The 14,518-nt window shown below is 73.2% G+C and carries 14 protein-coding genes; 2 read left to right on the forward strand and 12 right to left on the reverse strand.

What is annotated here, in order from left to right:
* Positions 1–90: 90 nt before the first annotated feature.
* Positions 91–1,356 (reverse strand): cytochrome P450, encoded by a 1,266-nt coding sequence (locus ABZ865_RS27055; RefSeq protein WP_361235482.1) that lies wholly within the window; start codon positions 1,354–1,356, stop codon positions 91–93.
* 250 nt (positions 1,357–1,606) lie between these two features.
* Here ABZ865_RS27055 and ABZ865_RS27060 point away from each other — a divergent pair, with 250 nt between their 5' ends.
* A complete protein-coding gene (locus ABZ865_RS27060; protein WP_361235485.1) occupies positions 1,607–3,112 on the forward strand; it encodes an MFS transporter in 1,506 nt (501 codons plus the stop codon).
* Between the two features lie 74 nt (positions 3,113–3,186).
* On the opposite strand, the gene ABZ865_RS27065 is transcribed toward ABZ865_RS27060, so the two are convergent.
* The 5 genes from ABZ865_RS27065 to ABZ865_RS27085 form a co-directional block, all read right to left on the reverse strand.
* Positions 3,187–3,606, reverse strand: coding sequence for a DUF4260 family protein (locus tag ABZ865_RS27065; RefSeq protein ID WP_361235488.1), 420 nt, complete (start codon positions 3,604–3,606; stop codon positions 3,187–3,189).
* A 179-nt stretch (positions 3,607–3,785) separates the two neighbouring features.
* Positions 3,786–5,291: an FAD-dependent monooxygenase gene (locus tag ABZ865_RS27070; RefSeq protein ID WP_361235491.1), complete on the reverse strand. Its 1,506-nt coding sequence runs from the start codon at positions 5,289–5,291 to the stop codon at positions 3,786–3,788.
* Positions 5,292–5,623: 332 nt separating this feature from the next.
* The gene (locus ABZ865_RS27075) at positions 5,624–7,492 is read right to left on the reverse strand and encodes a 1-deoxy-D-xylulose-5-phosphate synthase N-terminal domain-containing protein (protein ID WP_361235494.1); all 1,869 of its coding nucleotides are present in this window, start codon (positions 7,490–7,492) and stop codon (positions 5,624–5,626) included.
* Positions 7,493–7,891: 399 nt separating this feature from the next.
* The gene (locus ABZ865_RS27080; protein WP_361235497.1) at positions 7,892–8,668 is read right to left on the reverse strand and encodes an alpha/beta fold hydrolase; all 777 of its coding nucleotides are present in this window, start codon (positions 8,666–8,668) and stop codon (positions 7,892–7,894) included.
* A 204-nt stretch (positions 8,669–8,872) separates the two neighbouring features.
* Positions 8,873–9,694, reverse strand: coding sequence for an AfsR/SARP family transcriptional regulator (locus ABZ865_RS27085; protein WP_361235500.1), 822 nt, complete (start codon positions 9,692–9,694; stop codon positions 8,873–8,875).
* Positions 9,695–9,992: 298 nt separating this feature from the next.
* Here ABZ865_RS27085 and ABZ865_RS27090 point away from each other — a divergent pair, with 298 nt between their 5' ends.
* On the forward strand, positions 9,993–10,238 hold the full coding sequence (locus ABZ865_RS27090) for a chaplin (protein ID WP_361235503.1): 246 nt from the start codon (positions 9,993–9,995) through the stop codon (positions 10,236–10,238).
* Between the two features lie 131 nt (positions 10,239–10,369).
* Here ABZ865_RS27090 and ABZ865_RS27095 read toward each other — a convergent pair whose 3' ends face one another.
* The 6 genes from ABZ865_RS27095 to ABZ865_RS27120 all read right to left on the reverse strand — a co-directional run bounded on the left by ABZ865_RS27095 (position 10,370) and on the right by ABZ865_RS27120 (position 14,353).
* Positions 10,370–10,885, reverse strand: a complete 516-nt coding sequence (locus tag ABZ865_RS27095; RefSeq protein WP_361235506.1) for a hypothetical protein — start codon at positions 10,883–10,885, stop codon at positions 10,370–10,372.
* Positions 10,886–11,001: 116 nt separating this feature from the next.
* Positions 11,002–11,586 (reverse strand): vitamin K epoxide reductase family protein, encoded by a 585-nt coding sequence (locus ABZ865_RS27100; RefSeq protein ID WP_361235509.1) that lies wholly within the window; start codon positions 11,584–11,586, stop codon positions 11,002–11,004.
* Positions 11,586–12,089, reverse strand: coding sequence for a DUF5949 family protein (locus tag ABZ865_RS27105; protein WP_361235512.1), 504 nt, complete (start codon positions 12,087–12,089; stop codon positions 11,586–11,588). The genes ABZ865_RS27100 and ABZ865_RS27105 overlap by 1 nt, the downstream gene beginning before the upstream one ends.
* Positions 12,090–12,255: 166 nt before the next feature.
* Positions 12,256–12,546 carry a hypothetical protein gene (locus tag ABZ865_RS27110; protein WP_361236339.1) on the reverse strand — a complete coding sequence of 97 codons (291 nt, stop codon included), beginning with the start codon at positions 12,544–12,546 and terminating at the stop codon, positions 12,256–12,258.
* A 189-nt stretch (positions 12,547–12,735) separates the two neighbouring features.
* The gene (locus ABZ865_RS27115; protein ID WP_361235515.1) at positions 12,736–13,947 is read right to left on the reverse strand and encodes a hypothetical protein; all 1,212 of its coding nucleotides are present in this window, start codon (positions 13,945–13,947) and stop codon (positions 12,736–12,738) included.
* 166 nt (positions 13,948–14,113) lie between these two features.
* Positions 14,114–14,353 (reverse strand): chaplin, encoded by a 240-nt coding sequence (locus ABZ865_RS27120; RefSeq protein WP_361235518.1) that lies wholly within the window; start codon positions 14,351–14,353, stop codon positions 14,114–14,116.
* Positions 14,354–14,518 lie beyond the last annotated feature (165 nt).

Here is a 14,518-nt window from a genome sequence, read left to right on the forward strand (position 1 = left end):
CGCCACCGGTCCTCCCGGTGGCGCCGCCTCTGTCGTCGTCCTCTGTCGTCGTCCCGTCTCACCGCGGCCGCGCGGTGGTGCGGCCGGTCCTCACCAGGTGACCGGCAGCCGCTCCAGGCCGTGCACCATCATCCCGGTCGTCAGGTGCAGGTCCTCGACGTCCTCGGCGAGCCTGATGGCCGGGAAGCGGCGGATCAGCGAGCCGATGACGATCTGGAGTTCGGCGCGGGCCAGCGGTGCCCCGAGGCAGAAGTGCGGGCCGTGCCCGAAGGCGACGTGCTGGCCGGCCGTGGGGCGGGCCGGGTCGAACGCGTCGGCCGGGGACTCGGCGAAGCGCTCCGCGTCCTGGTTGGCGGAGCAGATCGCGGCGAGGACCGCGCTGCCCTTGGGGATGCGCGTGCCGGCGACCTCGACGTCCTCCAGGGTCACCCGCAGGGGTCCGCCGTCGCCGATGGGGTTGATGCGCAGCAGCTCCTCGACCGCGTGGTCGATGTGCTCGGGGCTGTCGCGCAGCGCGGCCAGGTGCTCGGGGTGGCGCAGCAGGGTGAGCATGCACTTGCCGATCATGGACACGGTGGTCTCGTGCCCGGCCACGAGCAGGGTGATGCCCATGGTGATCAGCTCGTGCTCGGTGAGCCGGCCCTCCTCGTCGTGCGCAGTGACGAGCGCGCCCATCAGGTCGTCGGTCGGCTCCTCCCGCTTGCGCTGGATGAGCGCGGCCAGGTACTCGATCATCGACCTGCGCTGGGCGGCCATCTCCTCGGGCGTGTGCGAGGTGAGGGAGACGAAGGCGTCGGACCAGCCGCGGAACTTGTCACGGTCCTCGAAGGGCACCCCGAGCAGTTCGCAGATCACCATCACCGGCAGCGGGAAGGCGAGCGCGGTGTTGAGGTCGACGGGCGGGCTCTGCTTCTCCATCGCGTCGAGGAGCCCGTCGGTCAGCTCCTGGATCCGCGGCCGCAGGTTCTGCACGCGCCGGAAGGTGAACTCCTTCGACACCAGCCGGCGCAGCCGGGTGTGCTCGGGCGGGTCCATGGTGAACAGGCCGCCGGCCAGCGGGGGCGTCTTGGTGAGCTGGGGGGCGCCCGGCGCGGTGGTGGCGGCCCGGCTGAAGCGGGGGTCGGCCAGGACGGTGCGCACGTCGTCGTAACGGGAGACGACGTACCCCTCGTCACCGCTGGGCAGCCGCACATGGGCGACCGGGCAGCGGTCCCTCAACTCGGCGTAGACGCGGGGTATCTCGACCGCCGACGGCCGATGGAAGGGATAGTCCAGGGTGGGCTCGGACGGTCCGGTCGGCTCGGAATGGTCGGCACCGCCCGGCGCGGGCGGTGTGACGGTGTCCACTGACTCCATGGATGCTGCCTCCGTACGGGCATGGGGGGCCGGGAGCGGACCGTGGGTGCCCCCATCGGAAAACGGGCGCCGAGATCCTCGCAATATCGGCTTGTGCCACGGCAAAGGCGCCTGGTTCGCCTGGCTTTAGGGCGGCTTCAACGCCCCGTCCTACGCTCCACGCACACGTGATTCCCGTGTTCCGCTTTCCGATCCGCCGTCCCCGACCCGCGGAAGTCCCGGCTTTCCGGAGCGACCGGCAGGAGGACCCATGCCGCTCCAAAACACCGCGCCCACCACCGACGCCCCCGCGCGGCGCTGGTGGATTCTGGGCGTTGTCTCCGTCGCACAGTTCGTCATCGCCATCGACTCGGCGATCATCAACGTGATGGGCCCCAAGCTCCAGTCGGCCATCGGTCTGTCGACCACCGGTCTGACCTGGGTGATGAACATCTACGTCCTGCTCTTCGGCGGTCTGCTGCTGCTCGGCGGCCGGCTGGCCGACGTGGTGGGCCGGCGGGAGGTGTTCCTGTTCGGCCTCGCGCTGTTCACGCTCGCCTCGCTGGGCGCCGGTCTCGCCGAGAACGAGACCGCGCTGCTCACCGCGCGAGCCGTCCAGGGCATCGGCGCGGCCGCGCTGTCGCCCGCGTCCCTGTCGATCCTGGTGACCGTCTTCCCCGACCCGAAGGAGCGGGCGAAGGCCTTCGGTGTGTGGGGCGCGGTCATCGGCATCGGCGCCAGCGTCGGCACCATCCTCGGCGGTGCCATCGTCAACGCCGACTGGCGCTGGGCATTCTGGATCAACGTGCCGGTCGGTGTCGCCCTCGCCGCCGCCGCGCTGGCCCTGGTCAAGCTGCCCCGGCCGTCCGGCGACCGGCCCGCGAAGGACGTCGCCGGCGCGGTGACCGGCACCGGCGGTGTGCTGCTGCTGGTGTACGCCATCGTCTCCAGCAGCGACGAGGGCTGGACCGACTGGAAGGTGCTCTCCTCCTTCGTCGTCGCCGCCGTGCTCCTGGTGTCGTTCGTGTCGGTGGAGCGGCGCAGCCCGGCCCCGCTGGTGCCGATGCGGCTGTTCCGCACCCGGTCCGTGGTGGCCGGCAGCCTGGGCGAGTTCCTGACCGCCGCCATGATGATGCCGATCTTCTTCCTGCTTCCGCTGTGGATGCAGGGCGTGCTCGGCTACAGCCCGCTGCAGACCGGCCTCGCGTACCTGCCGGTGAGCATCGCGCTGCTGGTCCTCGCGCCCGTCGCCTCGCAGCTGATCGGCAAGACCGGTCCGCGTGGCATGTACCTGGTGGGTACGGTCGCCTTCGCGGTGGTCGTCGTGATGCTGACGCGCCTTCCGGTGCACCACGGCTACTGGGGCTACCTGCTGCCGGTCACCGCGGTGTTCGGCGTCGGCCTGGTGCTCTGCCTGATCCCGACGCCGGTCGTCGGCACCTCGCAGGCCACGGACGAGGACTCCGGCTCCACGTCGGCGCTGCTCAACGCCTCGACGCAGCTGGGCGCGGCCTTCGGTATCGCGGTCGCCGTCACCGTCATGAACAACCGCATGACGGACGTCGCCAAGACCGGCGCCCACCACGACGTCGTGCTCGTCGAGGGCCTGCAGTCCGGGTTCACCGTGCTGCTGGTCTTCCTGGTGCTGAGCATCGCCAACGGCGTCATCGGCTTCCGGGGCATCCGCCCGGCCGGTGAGGGTGCCGAGGCCGGTGCCGGCGCCGGTGCGGGTGCCGATGAGGCCGCCGCCCCGGCCGAGCAGGCCACCGCCGCCTGAACGACCGAGGCTGCCTGAACGACTGAGGCCCGCCGCCCCGATGGGCGGCGGGCCTCGAACGTGTCGGGAGCCGGTCAGCGCTGCCAGCCCTCGGCGGTGCGCAGTCCGTACCCCAGGGACCGGTCGAGCGCGATGTGCAGCATCCACGCGAGACCGAAGGTGAAGGGCGCGGCGTTGTCACCGGGACCGTCCGACAGGAGCGCGGCGACCGTCATGACGGCGAGGGGCGCGAGCGGCCGGTGCAGCAGGTTGTAGACGGGGACGGTGCCGCGCGGGAGCTGACCGTGCTGGTGCGGGCCCGACGCCCCGACGAAGAACGACAGGTCGGGACCGATGAGGCCGAGCAGCGCGAGCGGGATCACCCACCCGGCGTGCTTCACCGCCTCGAACACCGTCCAGACGGCCAGGAAGGCGGCCAGCAGCCCCCAGGCGACGCGGACCGGCCGCGACGTCGAGCTGCGGATGGCACCGCCGGCATGCGTGTGGTTGGACATGAATTCGCTCCTCGGGGCCTTGGAGGGCTCAGGCACCACGGAACCGTGCGCCTGAGAAGGGGGACGAACGCGCCGCGAGGCCGGACACGGCCCCGGGCAGGCGCGCGTCCAGCCTCGCAACGTTCCCTAAACTGCGGCCAAACCAGGCAATCCCCGATGAGCCGGCCGTGCGGGGCGGGTCAACGTCCGGCGCCGTCCGCGTCGGAACCGGCGGGTATCGGAACGGCCTTGGTGGTGACGGCGACGCCCCCGTCGGCGACGCCGCCGGCGACGGGACGCGTGGTCCGGGCGCGGGGGGCCGCGGCGGGCGGCGGGGTGTGCAGCTGGGCGTCCGGGCCCGGTCCGCGCACCGCGGCGGCCACGACCGGCAGGGTGAGCAGCGCGGCCGGGCTCCGGGAGAGCGTGATGATGTCCACCAGCGCCCGGGTGGCGGCCGGGCGTCCCGTCCCCGCCCGCAGGACGCGGTCGGTGTAGCGGCCGAGCACCCGCATCACGGCGAGGGCGGCCCGGCTGGGCTGCATGGTCGCGACGGTCTCGGGATGCCGCCGCTCGCCCGGGGAGGACGTGCCCCAGGGTCCCTGGGTGGTCTTGGCGACGGCACGCCGCACGCGGGGCGTGAGCTTGTCGCCGGTGCCGTACCGCTCCAGGCCCCGGCGCAGCGCCAGGACCGACATCGCGGCGGTGGACGCGCCGTAGCCGTACACCGGGTTGAAGCAGGTCTCCGCCTCGCCGAGCACGATGAGCCCCTTCGGGACCCGCGGCAGCCACTTCAGGTGCAGCCTGCGGTTCACCAGGCCGTCCAGGCCGCTCACCGGACCCAGCGGCTCGGCACCGGCCAGGAGGTCGACGAGGGCACGGTCGCGCAGCACCCCGGCGAACCTCGTGAACTCACGCTCGTCCACGGGCGGTTCGGTGCCGCGCATGCCGACGAAGGTGGCGATCCAGCGGTCGCCCTCCACGGGCAGCAGCGTGCCGCCACGGCTGTCGGTGGAGGGGTCGGGCTGGATGTGCACGGCGGGGCGGCCGGCGGCGACCTCGGGGGCGAGCCGGAACATCCGGGTGGCGTAGGCGATCCCGCCGTCCAGGGAGTCCACGGGCACGGGCGGCAGCCCCAGTTCGCTGATCCGGTCGGCGACGCCGGTGCCGCGTCCGGTGGCGTCCACGACGATCTCGGCGTCGAGCCGTCGTACCGTTCCGGTGGCCCGGTCCCGTACCACCGCGCCGGTCAGCAGGTACGCGTCCCCGGTCAGCGAGACGGCCTCGGTGTTCGCCAGGACGGTGATGTTGTCCGGGCGCAGCGCCCGCTCGCGCACCACGCGCCGGGCGAGGTCCCGGGTGCAGGTGATGACGAACTGCCCGTCGCAGCCGTGCGCCAGCCAGCCGCGGAGGGTGAGGATGGCCATGTCCTTCGTCATGCCGAGCCGGTGGGCACCGGCCATGACGAGGTCGTTGACGATGCCGGGCAGCAGGGCGTCCAGGGCGCGGGCGCCCGCGGAGTGCAGCATGACGGCGGGGTCGGTGCCGCCCGGGGCCGCGTGGGACGCGGAGTCGCCGCGCCGGTCGACGAGGATCACCGAGTCGACGTGGGGGGAGAGTTCGTGTGCGGCGAGGACGCCCGCGAGCCCCCCGCCGAGAACGAGGGCGGTGCGCGGCCCCCCTGGAGAGGGACGAGAGGGAGATGCCATGACCGGTTCCTTTCACCTGGATACAGGGGTGGTGCGCGAGGCGGCGGGATCATCAGGTGGGGGGGCATCTCGTTGACCTCGCGATTCAGTCGGCTACGCACAGCGGGGCGTCCCCGCGGGCACGGAGCCGCGTGCGCAGGCACGTAAGGAGTCGCGTAAGGGGTCGTGGGAAGGGTGCGGCGCGGACGCCGTAGGGGAAGGGTGCGGCGCGGACGCCGTAGGGGAAGGGTGCGGCGCGGACGCCGTACTGGAGGCGTCCACGCGGGAGGCCGTGCCGCGCGCGGAGGCGGTCCTGCCGGGTGCCGGGGCGGTGACGTCGTACGCGAAGGCCGTCATGTCCCGTCCCGCAGCCGGCCCAGCACCGCGTGCGCGATGTCCGCTCCGGTCGGCCCGGGCGCGGTCCGCAGGACGGGTACGGCCACACGGGCGTCGTTCAGTTCCTGGAGGAGGGCCGCCTCGACGCCGCCGCCCGGTCCGCCGTCCGCCGCGGTGACCACCAGCCGGTGCCCGGCCGCCAGCCGCGGGAGCGCGGCGTCCAGTGGCTGCACCCAGCAGGGGTCGACGACGGTCGCGCAGACGCCCTCGGCCTCCAGCAGCCGCGCGGCCTCCAGGCAGGCCGGTGCCATGGCCCCGACGGAGACGACGAGCACATCGCGGCCCCGCCCGCGGCGCAGGACGTCGACCCCGCCGTCGTACGCCACGGCCTCGATGTCGGGCCCGGTGTCGCCCGGCGGGAACCACACCGCGGTGGGCGCGTCGGACACCTCCAGGGCCTGGCGCAACTGCGCCCGCAGCCGGGCCCCGTCGCGGGGCACGGCGAGCCGCAGGCCGGGCAGGGGCCGGCAGGGCGCGCCGTCTCCCGGGCCGGGCCGGCCGAGGCCGTCCTCGCCGGCGGCGTCCGCGTCCGCCCCGCCGAGCACGAGGGTGACGCCGAGGCCGAGCGGCGCCACGTCCGAACGCACCTGTTCCAAGGCCTGGTCGAGGAAGGCCGGGTGCACGGTGACGACCGGGTGCAGTCCCCCGGTGGCCAGCCCCGCCGCCGAGGTGACGGCGTGCCGCTCGGCGGCGCCGACGTCGAAGAACCGCTCGGGGAAGGTGTCGGCGAACGGGCCGAGCCCGACGGGCCGGGGTACCCCCGCCGTGACGGCCACGACGTCGGGGCGGTCGGCGCCGGCCTTGACCATCTCCTCGGCGAAGACCGACTCCCAGGGCTGGGGGCGGGGCCGGCCGTCGGCGGGGCCGAAGGCGGAGAGGACCGGGGCGCCGCCGTGCCGTGCGGTCCCCTCCGCCTCGGCGGGGCGGCGCGGAGCGCCCTTTCCCCTGCGGGTGACGCAGTGCACCACCACCGGGCCGCCGTCCTTCGCCAGGCGCAGCGCCTGTTCCAGGTCCGGCACGCTGTGCCCGTCCACGGGTCCGAGGTACCTGAGCCCCAGGTCCTCGAACAGGCCCTGGGAGGCGACCAGTTGGTGCAGTCCCTTCTTCGCCCCGCGCAGGGCGCCCTGGAGCGGGCCGCCGACGACGGGGGTACGGCGCAGGATCTCCTGGCCCGTGTCGAGGAACCGCTCGAAGCCGCGCCGGGTGCGCAGCGTGGCCAGGTGGCCGGCGAGGGCACCGCGCACGGGGCCCTCGGAGCCGCCGTCGTCGTTGACGACCACGACGAGGCGCAGGTCCCCGGCGGCCGCGATGCTGTTCAGCGCCTCCCAGGCCATGCCGCCCGCCAGGGCCCCGTCGCCGACGACCACGACGACATGACGGTCGTCGCGGCCGGCGATGCGGTAGGCCTTGGCGAGCCCGTCGGCGTAGGACAGGACCGTGGAGGCGCGGGAGGTCTCGATGGGGTCGTGCCGCGACGCCGCCCGTGCGGAGCCGCCGCCCGCCGGGCCGTCCCCGCGGTCCGGCCGGCCGATGTCCTTGCGCCCGGTGACGAGCCGGTGGGCCCAGGACTGGTGGCCGGTGTCCCACAGGACCGCGTCGCGCGGCGAGTCGAAGACCCGGTGCAGCGCGATGGCCAGCTCGACGGCGCCGAGATTGGCGTCCAGCCGGCCGTCGGCGCACGGCACCGAGGCGACGAGGAAGTCCCTGATCTCCGCGGCGAGTCCGGGCACCCGCCCGGGTTCGAGGAGACGGACGTCCTGCGGGCCGTAGACGCTGTCGAGCAGGGGTGTGTCGGGTCTGTCGGACGGCTCGTGAGGCGGGTTCAAGGCGCACCTCCTGCTCGGGCGGGAGTCCGGTCGGGGCCGGGTCGGCGGCGACCGGCGCGTTGTCTGGGGAGGAACGGCAGGAGTCGACACGCCGGTCCGCTGGTCCGCCCGCTCCTTCCACTCGCGCCAATCTGACACGCCGAGGGAGACCGGAAGAAGGGAGTCGCGCCGCGCTCCCCCGTGAATCCCTCATGATCAGCCGGGCCCCACGGGACCGTGCATCCCTGGTGACCCGGTGGGTCCCACGGGACCGTGGGCTCCTCGGTGACCCGGTGGGCCTCGCGGGACCGTGAGACCCCGGTGACCCGGTGGGCCTCGCGGGACCGTGAGACCCCGGTGACCCGGTGGGTCCCGCCGGACCATGAACCGGTCACGGTCCGGCGGGGCCCGTGGCCGGTGTCAGGCCGCCACCGGCACCCGGCTGCCGTACAGGCGGGTCAGCCCGGCCAGCTCCTGCAGGAACTCCCCCTCGTGGGCCCGTACGAAGAAGTGCCCGCCCGGCATCGTGCGCACCTCGCAGCCGCGGCCGGCGTGCCGGCGCCAGGACAGCACCTCGGACACGGACACCAGCCGATCGCGCCGCCCCGCGTACAGGTGCAGCGGGACCCGCAGCGGCTCGGTGTCGTGCGCCGCCGCGTACCCCGTGCACAGCATCAGGTCGTCGCGGGCCACGGGCAGCAGCGCGGTGAGGAAGTCCGGGTGCTTGAGCAGCACCTCGGGTATGCCGCCGAGGGCGGCGAGGGAGTCGATCAGCTCCTCGTCGCTGGCGTCCGGGTCGGCGATCTTCGGCGCCGGCAGGTGCGGCGCACGGTAGGCGCTGAGGGCGACGGCGAGCGGCATGTTCGCGCCGCGCTGCTGGCGGCGCCAGGCCAGCGCGTAGGCGAGCAGGGCGCCCATGCTGTGGCCGTAGAAGATGTGCGGCCGCTCCAGCTCGGCGTCGAGCTGCTCGTCCATGTCCGCGACGAGCGCCCACAGATCGGTGAACCGGGGCTCGTCCATCCGCCCCTCGCGGCCGGGCAGTTGCACGGGCAGCACGTGCACTCCCGCCCCGTGCGCGTCGAGCGTGCGCTGCCAGCGCCCGTAGGCGGAGGCACCGCCGCCCGCGTACGGGAAGCAGAACAGCCGGATCGTGTCGTCGGAATCGTCGGTGACACTCCGGGCCAGGTATCGCGTCATCTCGCTCCGCCTCGGTTCGCTCCAGCGTGAAGAACCGGCCGGAATCCGCCACGCCGCACGGTTTCCGAAGGCCTGCCGAACCGGGTGGTGCACGGCCCGCGCGGCGACGGGGGGTCTGCGCGGGGGTGCCACCACCGGGCCGGGAGGACACCGTCACCTCGGGGAACGGATCCGGCCGGTACGCCCTCAGAGTGCCGGGAGCGCCTAAAGAACGGCCAAACCTGGATCAAGGGCGGTCCCGAGGACGTCGGACCGGGGGTCCGGGTCGAGAATCGCCTGGTGCAGGCGCTGCAGCCGGGGCGACGGCTCGATGCCGAGCTCGCGCACACAGGTCGCGCGCAGCCGCCGGAAGGCCTCCAGGGCCTGCCAGGATCGGCCATTTCGGTAGAGCGCCGCCATGAGGAGGGCGTGCAGGTTCTCCTGGAAGGGGAACCGCTCGGTGAGCGCGGCGAGTTCGCCGAGTATCTCGGCGTGCCGCCCCAGGCGCAGATCGGCCGCCAGGCGCGCCTCCAGCACCGCCTGGCGCGCCTCCTCCAACCGCAGTCCCTCGGCGTGCAGCACCGGACCGGTGCGTACGTCGGCGAAGACCGGGCCGCGCCACAGGGCCAGCGCCTGCCGGAGCAGCCGGGCCGCCGTCTCGGCGTCCCCGTCCGGCGCGGCGGCGCGCAGCCCCGCCTCGGCGAGTTCCTGGAAGGCCTGAGCCTCCGTCGTGGCCCCGGGCAGGTTCAGCGCGTATCCGGTGTGGCCCCGGCTCAGCAGCTCCTTGGCCTGCGGCGCGCCGGGGCCGAGGCCCGCGGCGGCGGAGGCGAGGGCATGGCGCAGCTGCTTCACATACGTCTGCACGACTCCGGCCGGCCCGCCCGGCGGACTGCCGTCCCACAGCTCCTCGACCAGCGTGGCCATGCTGACGTCACGCCCGACGTTGACCGCCAGGAGCGCGAGCATCTGGCGCGGCTTGGCCGCGGTGGGCACCACGGACGTGCCGGCTACGCGCACGACGAGCGGCCCCAGAATCCCCGTTTCCATGGGTGCCCCTTTCCTCTCTGTGACGTTCGCACGCCCGGGGCCCCGGTTCCCACTCACCGCTTCACGTTCCTGCCAGTGAAAACCGCGTGCCCGCCATATGAATCCGTCATGTCGCCGCACGGTCGTCGCACCGGCTCACGCGGGCGGGCCCGCTCCCGCTGGACGGGGGATCCTCACGCCGTGGGAAGGGTGATCCCCGCACGATCACCGTGACCAGCCCCGCACCGGGCCGTTGAAGGGGAAGTGCGGCGGGTCGGTCCTGCCGTCGGTACTTCCGAGCAACAAGAAGGAGAACGTGATGTCTCGCATCGCGAAGGCGGCCGTCGTCGCCCTCGGCACCGGTGCCGTGGTGATCGGTGGGGCCGGCCTGGCCCTCGCCGACAGCGGCGCCCAGGGTGTGGCCACCAACTCGCCCGGCGTGCTCTCCGGCAACCTGGTCCAGGTCCCGATCCACGTCCCCCTCAACGTGTGCGGGAACACCGTCGACGTGATCGGTCTGCTGAACCCGGCCTTCGGCAACTCCTGCACCAACCAGGGCGGTTAGGACACCGGCGACACCTGGGCAGCTACGGCGACAGCGACAGCGGCTGCGGCAAGGCAAGGCAAGAGCCCCGGCACCTCGAGCGCCGGGGCTCTTCGCCGCACGGTCGGCCGGTACGGCTTTTCGGCGGCCTTCTAGAAGCCCGGGCCCAGACCCAGGTCGGCGGCCGGGACGGTCTGCAGGGCGGGGGCGAGCACGCCGGCCCGGGGGAGCTTGAGGTCCGGGAGGCCGAAGCGGTCGGGATCGGGCGGGGTGAGCGGGGCGTCCAGGGACAGGCCCGGGGCAAGGGTGCGCAGGTGGGAGGCGGGGGCGTCGACGCCGACGTGGTCGAAGCCGTCACCGAGGAGGTGCGGCACCGGCGTCGACAGGCCGGCGCCCGGCAGCGCGCCGTGCAGCGGCAGCTGGGGCAGGGTGCGGTCGGGCAGGAGCCGTCCGGTGACGTACCGAGGACCGTCGGGAGCACCGGGCGTCGGCAGCGGCAGGTTCAGACCGGCCTTGGGCATCTCGGTGTTCAGGGAGTTGGAGACACCCTCCAGCGGCACGGGAACGGGGACCGTTCCGACCGCCGCTGCGGGGGTGGCCGTGGCTCCCACGGCGGCCGCGACGCCCGTGACGATGACGGCAAGGGTTCCTCGGGTGGTCGACTTCATGTCAGGTACGGTCCCTTTCAGGATGCGGGGGTTCGACGTCCGTACCGCGGAACGAGCCGGAAAACGCCTTCAGCGCACAATTCGCCCGAGTGCAGCAATAGTCGGCCCGTCACTCATCAGCTCGTCCAGAAGTCCCACCAGCGTGTGAGGACCAGCATGCCCACGACACCGATGTGCAGCAGTGGAAGCACCCAGGTGAATTCCGCGAAGAAGCCCTTCAGCCGGCCGGGGGCGGGCAGGAAACCGTTCCCGACGATCAGCGAGGTGACGTACCAGAACATCAGGATCGTCGCGACCCACGCCAGAACGCACCACAGGCACAGCGCGTTGATCCGGTACAGCGACTCGAACTGCAGCCAGGAGACGAACCCGACGCCGAACAGGCACCCGGCCTCGAACAGCAGCCAGTACCAGCCGGGGAAGCAGGCGTCGGCCAGCAGGCTCACGCCGACGCAGACGACGATGCCGTAGGCCACCAGGCCCAGCATCGGGTTGGGGAATCCGAAGACCGAGGCCTGGTCGCTCTTCATCACACTGCCGCAGGACACCACCGGGTTCAGGCTGCATCCGGGGACGAAGGCCGGGTTCTGAAGCAGTTTGAACTTGTCGAGGGTGATGACCCAGGAGGCGAGCAGTCCCGCCGCCCCGGTGAGCACCAGCAGCAGTCCGAACCCTCTGCCGCCGGCCAGGGTTCTGGGCATCAGCCGCGCAGGCTGCGGGCCGGCAGGGTCACGTGCGCGGCGGCGGTCAGGGTCTCCTCGGCACCCGCGAAGTCGGCCAGCGCGGCGGCCTCGACGGGCCGGCCGGGGGCGGCCTCGGGCCAGGCGCGGGTGGTGAAGACGAGGTAGGCGTAGCCGCGGGCGGCGACGGCGGCGAGCCACTCCCGCGGCGCGGTGGCCTGGGCGACCAGCTGGGGCATGTTGAGCACCGCCTGGCCGGCCTCGACGAGCAGGGTGACGGGCAGGCTGGGCTTGGCGGTGCCGTCGACCAGCCGTCCGTCGACCGGCAGACCGTTGCTCACGAGCAGCTGCCGGACCGCGGCCGCGGTGGCCTCCGGGCCGCCCGCCGCGTCCCCGAGGGAGTAGGCCAGCAGGTAGGGCATGTCGGTGCCGTCGGGGGCCTCGCCGCTCCACGGCAGGACGACGAGGGTGCCGAGTTCGGCGGCGCGGACGGCGGGGCGGGCATCGCTTGAGGTTGAGGTCACCGCGCGACCTTATCGACGGGCCGCGCCGCGGCCGGGCGGCTTCTCACCCTTCCGGACCAGTGCCCGGGGACGCGCCACACGATCGAGCGAAGCGGCGTCGAACACGCCGGGGGCCGGTGCCGCGGTGTGCGGGTACCGGCCCCTGCTGTGGCGTCCGTGCGGGGTGTCAGCCCTGCAGGGGCAGTCCGCCGAGCAGCGAGCCGTGCTGGTTCAGGGCGGTGGTGGCGCCCTTGACCGTGCTGAGGACGGAGGCTTTGTTCTCGGTGTCGAGCGCGTCCGACTGGTGCCGCAGCGGCATCACGTCGCGCACGGTGAGGCCACCCGAGGTGAGGCGGTTGACTGCTCCGTTGAGGCTGGTGGGCGTCACGTTGGTGGAGTTGTGGGCGAACGCGGGCGCGGCGACGCCGGCGAGGGCCACGGAACCGGCAACGACAACGGCAGCCTTCAGGGACTTCATCATGTTCCTTTCGGTCGGCAACTCAGGTCACCCCAGGGATTTCTGACGCCGTGCCCAACGAGTTCCCGCCGGGCCGGAAACCTCGGCCGCGAGAAGACATATGAGATCCCCTCGGACGAGATTGCCACGGAAAAAGACCTCAGCCGTCGTGCCCGTCGGCACAACGGCTGAGGTCGTGGGGGTCGCGCGTCAGCTGGTGAGCGGAAGCTCGGGGGTCGGGGTCGGGGGCATGGTCGGGGTCGGGGTCGGGGGCATCGTCGGGGTCGGGGTCGGGGGCATGGTCGGGGTCGGGGGCATGGTCGGGGGCAGGGACGGCACTGGCGGCACGGACGGTACAGGCGGAACGGATGGCACGGGCGGCACGGATGGCACGGGCGGCACGGATGGCACGGGCGGCACCGAAACGGGCGGCACGGTCGGCAGGGTCGAGGTCAGCAGGTCAACCACGTCGGCGACGGCCGCCAGAACGTCATCGAGGTCGGAGGTGACGGCCATGATCAGCGCGTCGATCGCATCCTGCAACGCGGCGAGCTCGTCGTCGGTCAGATCGCGTGCCGCCGGCACCCCGGCGTCGTCAGCGGTCGTCACGAGCGCGGGCACCACCGCCGGGGACTCGGCAGCGGGGAGGCTCGGGGCGGCCGGGGTGCTCGGCGTGGCCGCCGCGGACGGAGTGACCTCGCCGCTCGGGGTGGAAGCGGTGGACGGAGTCGCCGGAACAGCCGGCTCGGCCGGGGTGCTCGGCGAGGCGGAGGCACTCGGCGTACTCATCGTGCTCGGCGAGGCCGCCGTGTCCACGGCGCTCGGGGAGGCCACGGTCGGTACGGCCGCGGCGCTCGGAGTCGCCGCGCTCGGCAGGGCCGCGGTGCTCGGGCTTGCCACGGTGCTCGGCGTCGCCGGCGTACTCGGCACGGCCGGCTTGCTCGGCGAGGCGGCAGCGCTGGGCGTGGCCGCCGCACTCGGCGTAGCAGCCGCACTCGGCGTAGCCGTCGCACTCGGCGTAGCCACCGTGCTCGGCGTGGCCGCCGCACTCGGCGTAGCGGCCGCACTCGGCGTGGCGTGCGTCTTCGGCAGGGCCACCGTTGTCCGTGTGGCCTTGGTGGCGACCTTGCCGATGGCGGCCTTCGCCGCGTCGCCGAGTCGCTTGGCCTCGGCGGGGGACAGTCGCCCGTTCCGGAGCGATGCGTCGAGCAGGTTGACGACCGGGGTGAGGGCGGAGTTGGTTCTGCCCAGCGCCTTGATCTGGGCGAGCAGCTTCTCCGCGCCGGGGACGGGCTGGCGGAGGGCCGCATGGGCGGACTGATGGGACGCGTCGGCGGCTACGGCGGCCGGGCCGGCGATGCCGACCAAGAGGGCTGTGGAAAAAGCGGTGGAGGCGATACGCCGCGCGGGTAGACCACGCATAGGGGGTTCCTTTCCAAAGCAGGGGCCTTGATCCCACCGTTGAACCCTTGGTGACGAACCGCAACTGCGCGAACACTCTGAGCGACCCATCTGGGGGAAGCGAACCGGCCGCCCGCCCGCTGACGAAGCGCGGGCGGACGGCCGGCCGAAGGGCTGCGTCCCGATGTCAGTCGTTGACGCAGGTGTTGCCGAACGCCGGGTTCAGCAGGGCGATGACGTCCACCGTGTTGCCGCAGACATTGACCGGAACGTGAACCGGGACCTGGACGGCATTACCCGACAGCACGCCCGGCGAGTTGGCGGCGAGGCCGGATGCGCCGGAGTCGGCGGAGGCCACACCGGCACCGCCGGCGACGGCCGCGACGGCGGCGGAGGTCAGGACCAGACCCTTCGCAATACGCGACATGGAGAGGTGCTCCTTGGGATCGACACAAAACATCGGGCGGAATGCCCGGCGCTGTGTCAACGCGCCGCGCTCTTCGGAGTTGCGCCGCCAATGGAGTGATCTCCCCGAGAGGGCGTCTTCACATTTCCGACACACGTGGCCAGATTCTCCGCATCGGTACGTCTG

This window comes from Streptomyces sp. NPDC047085, assembly GCF_040643735.1.
Classification (GTDB): domain Bacteria; phylum Actinomycetota; class Actinomycetes; order Streptomycetales; family Streptomycetaceae; genus Streptomyces.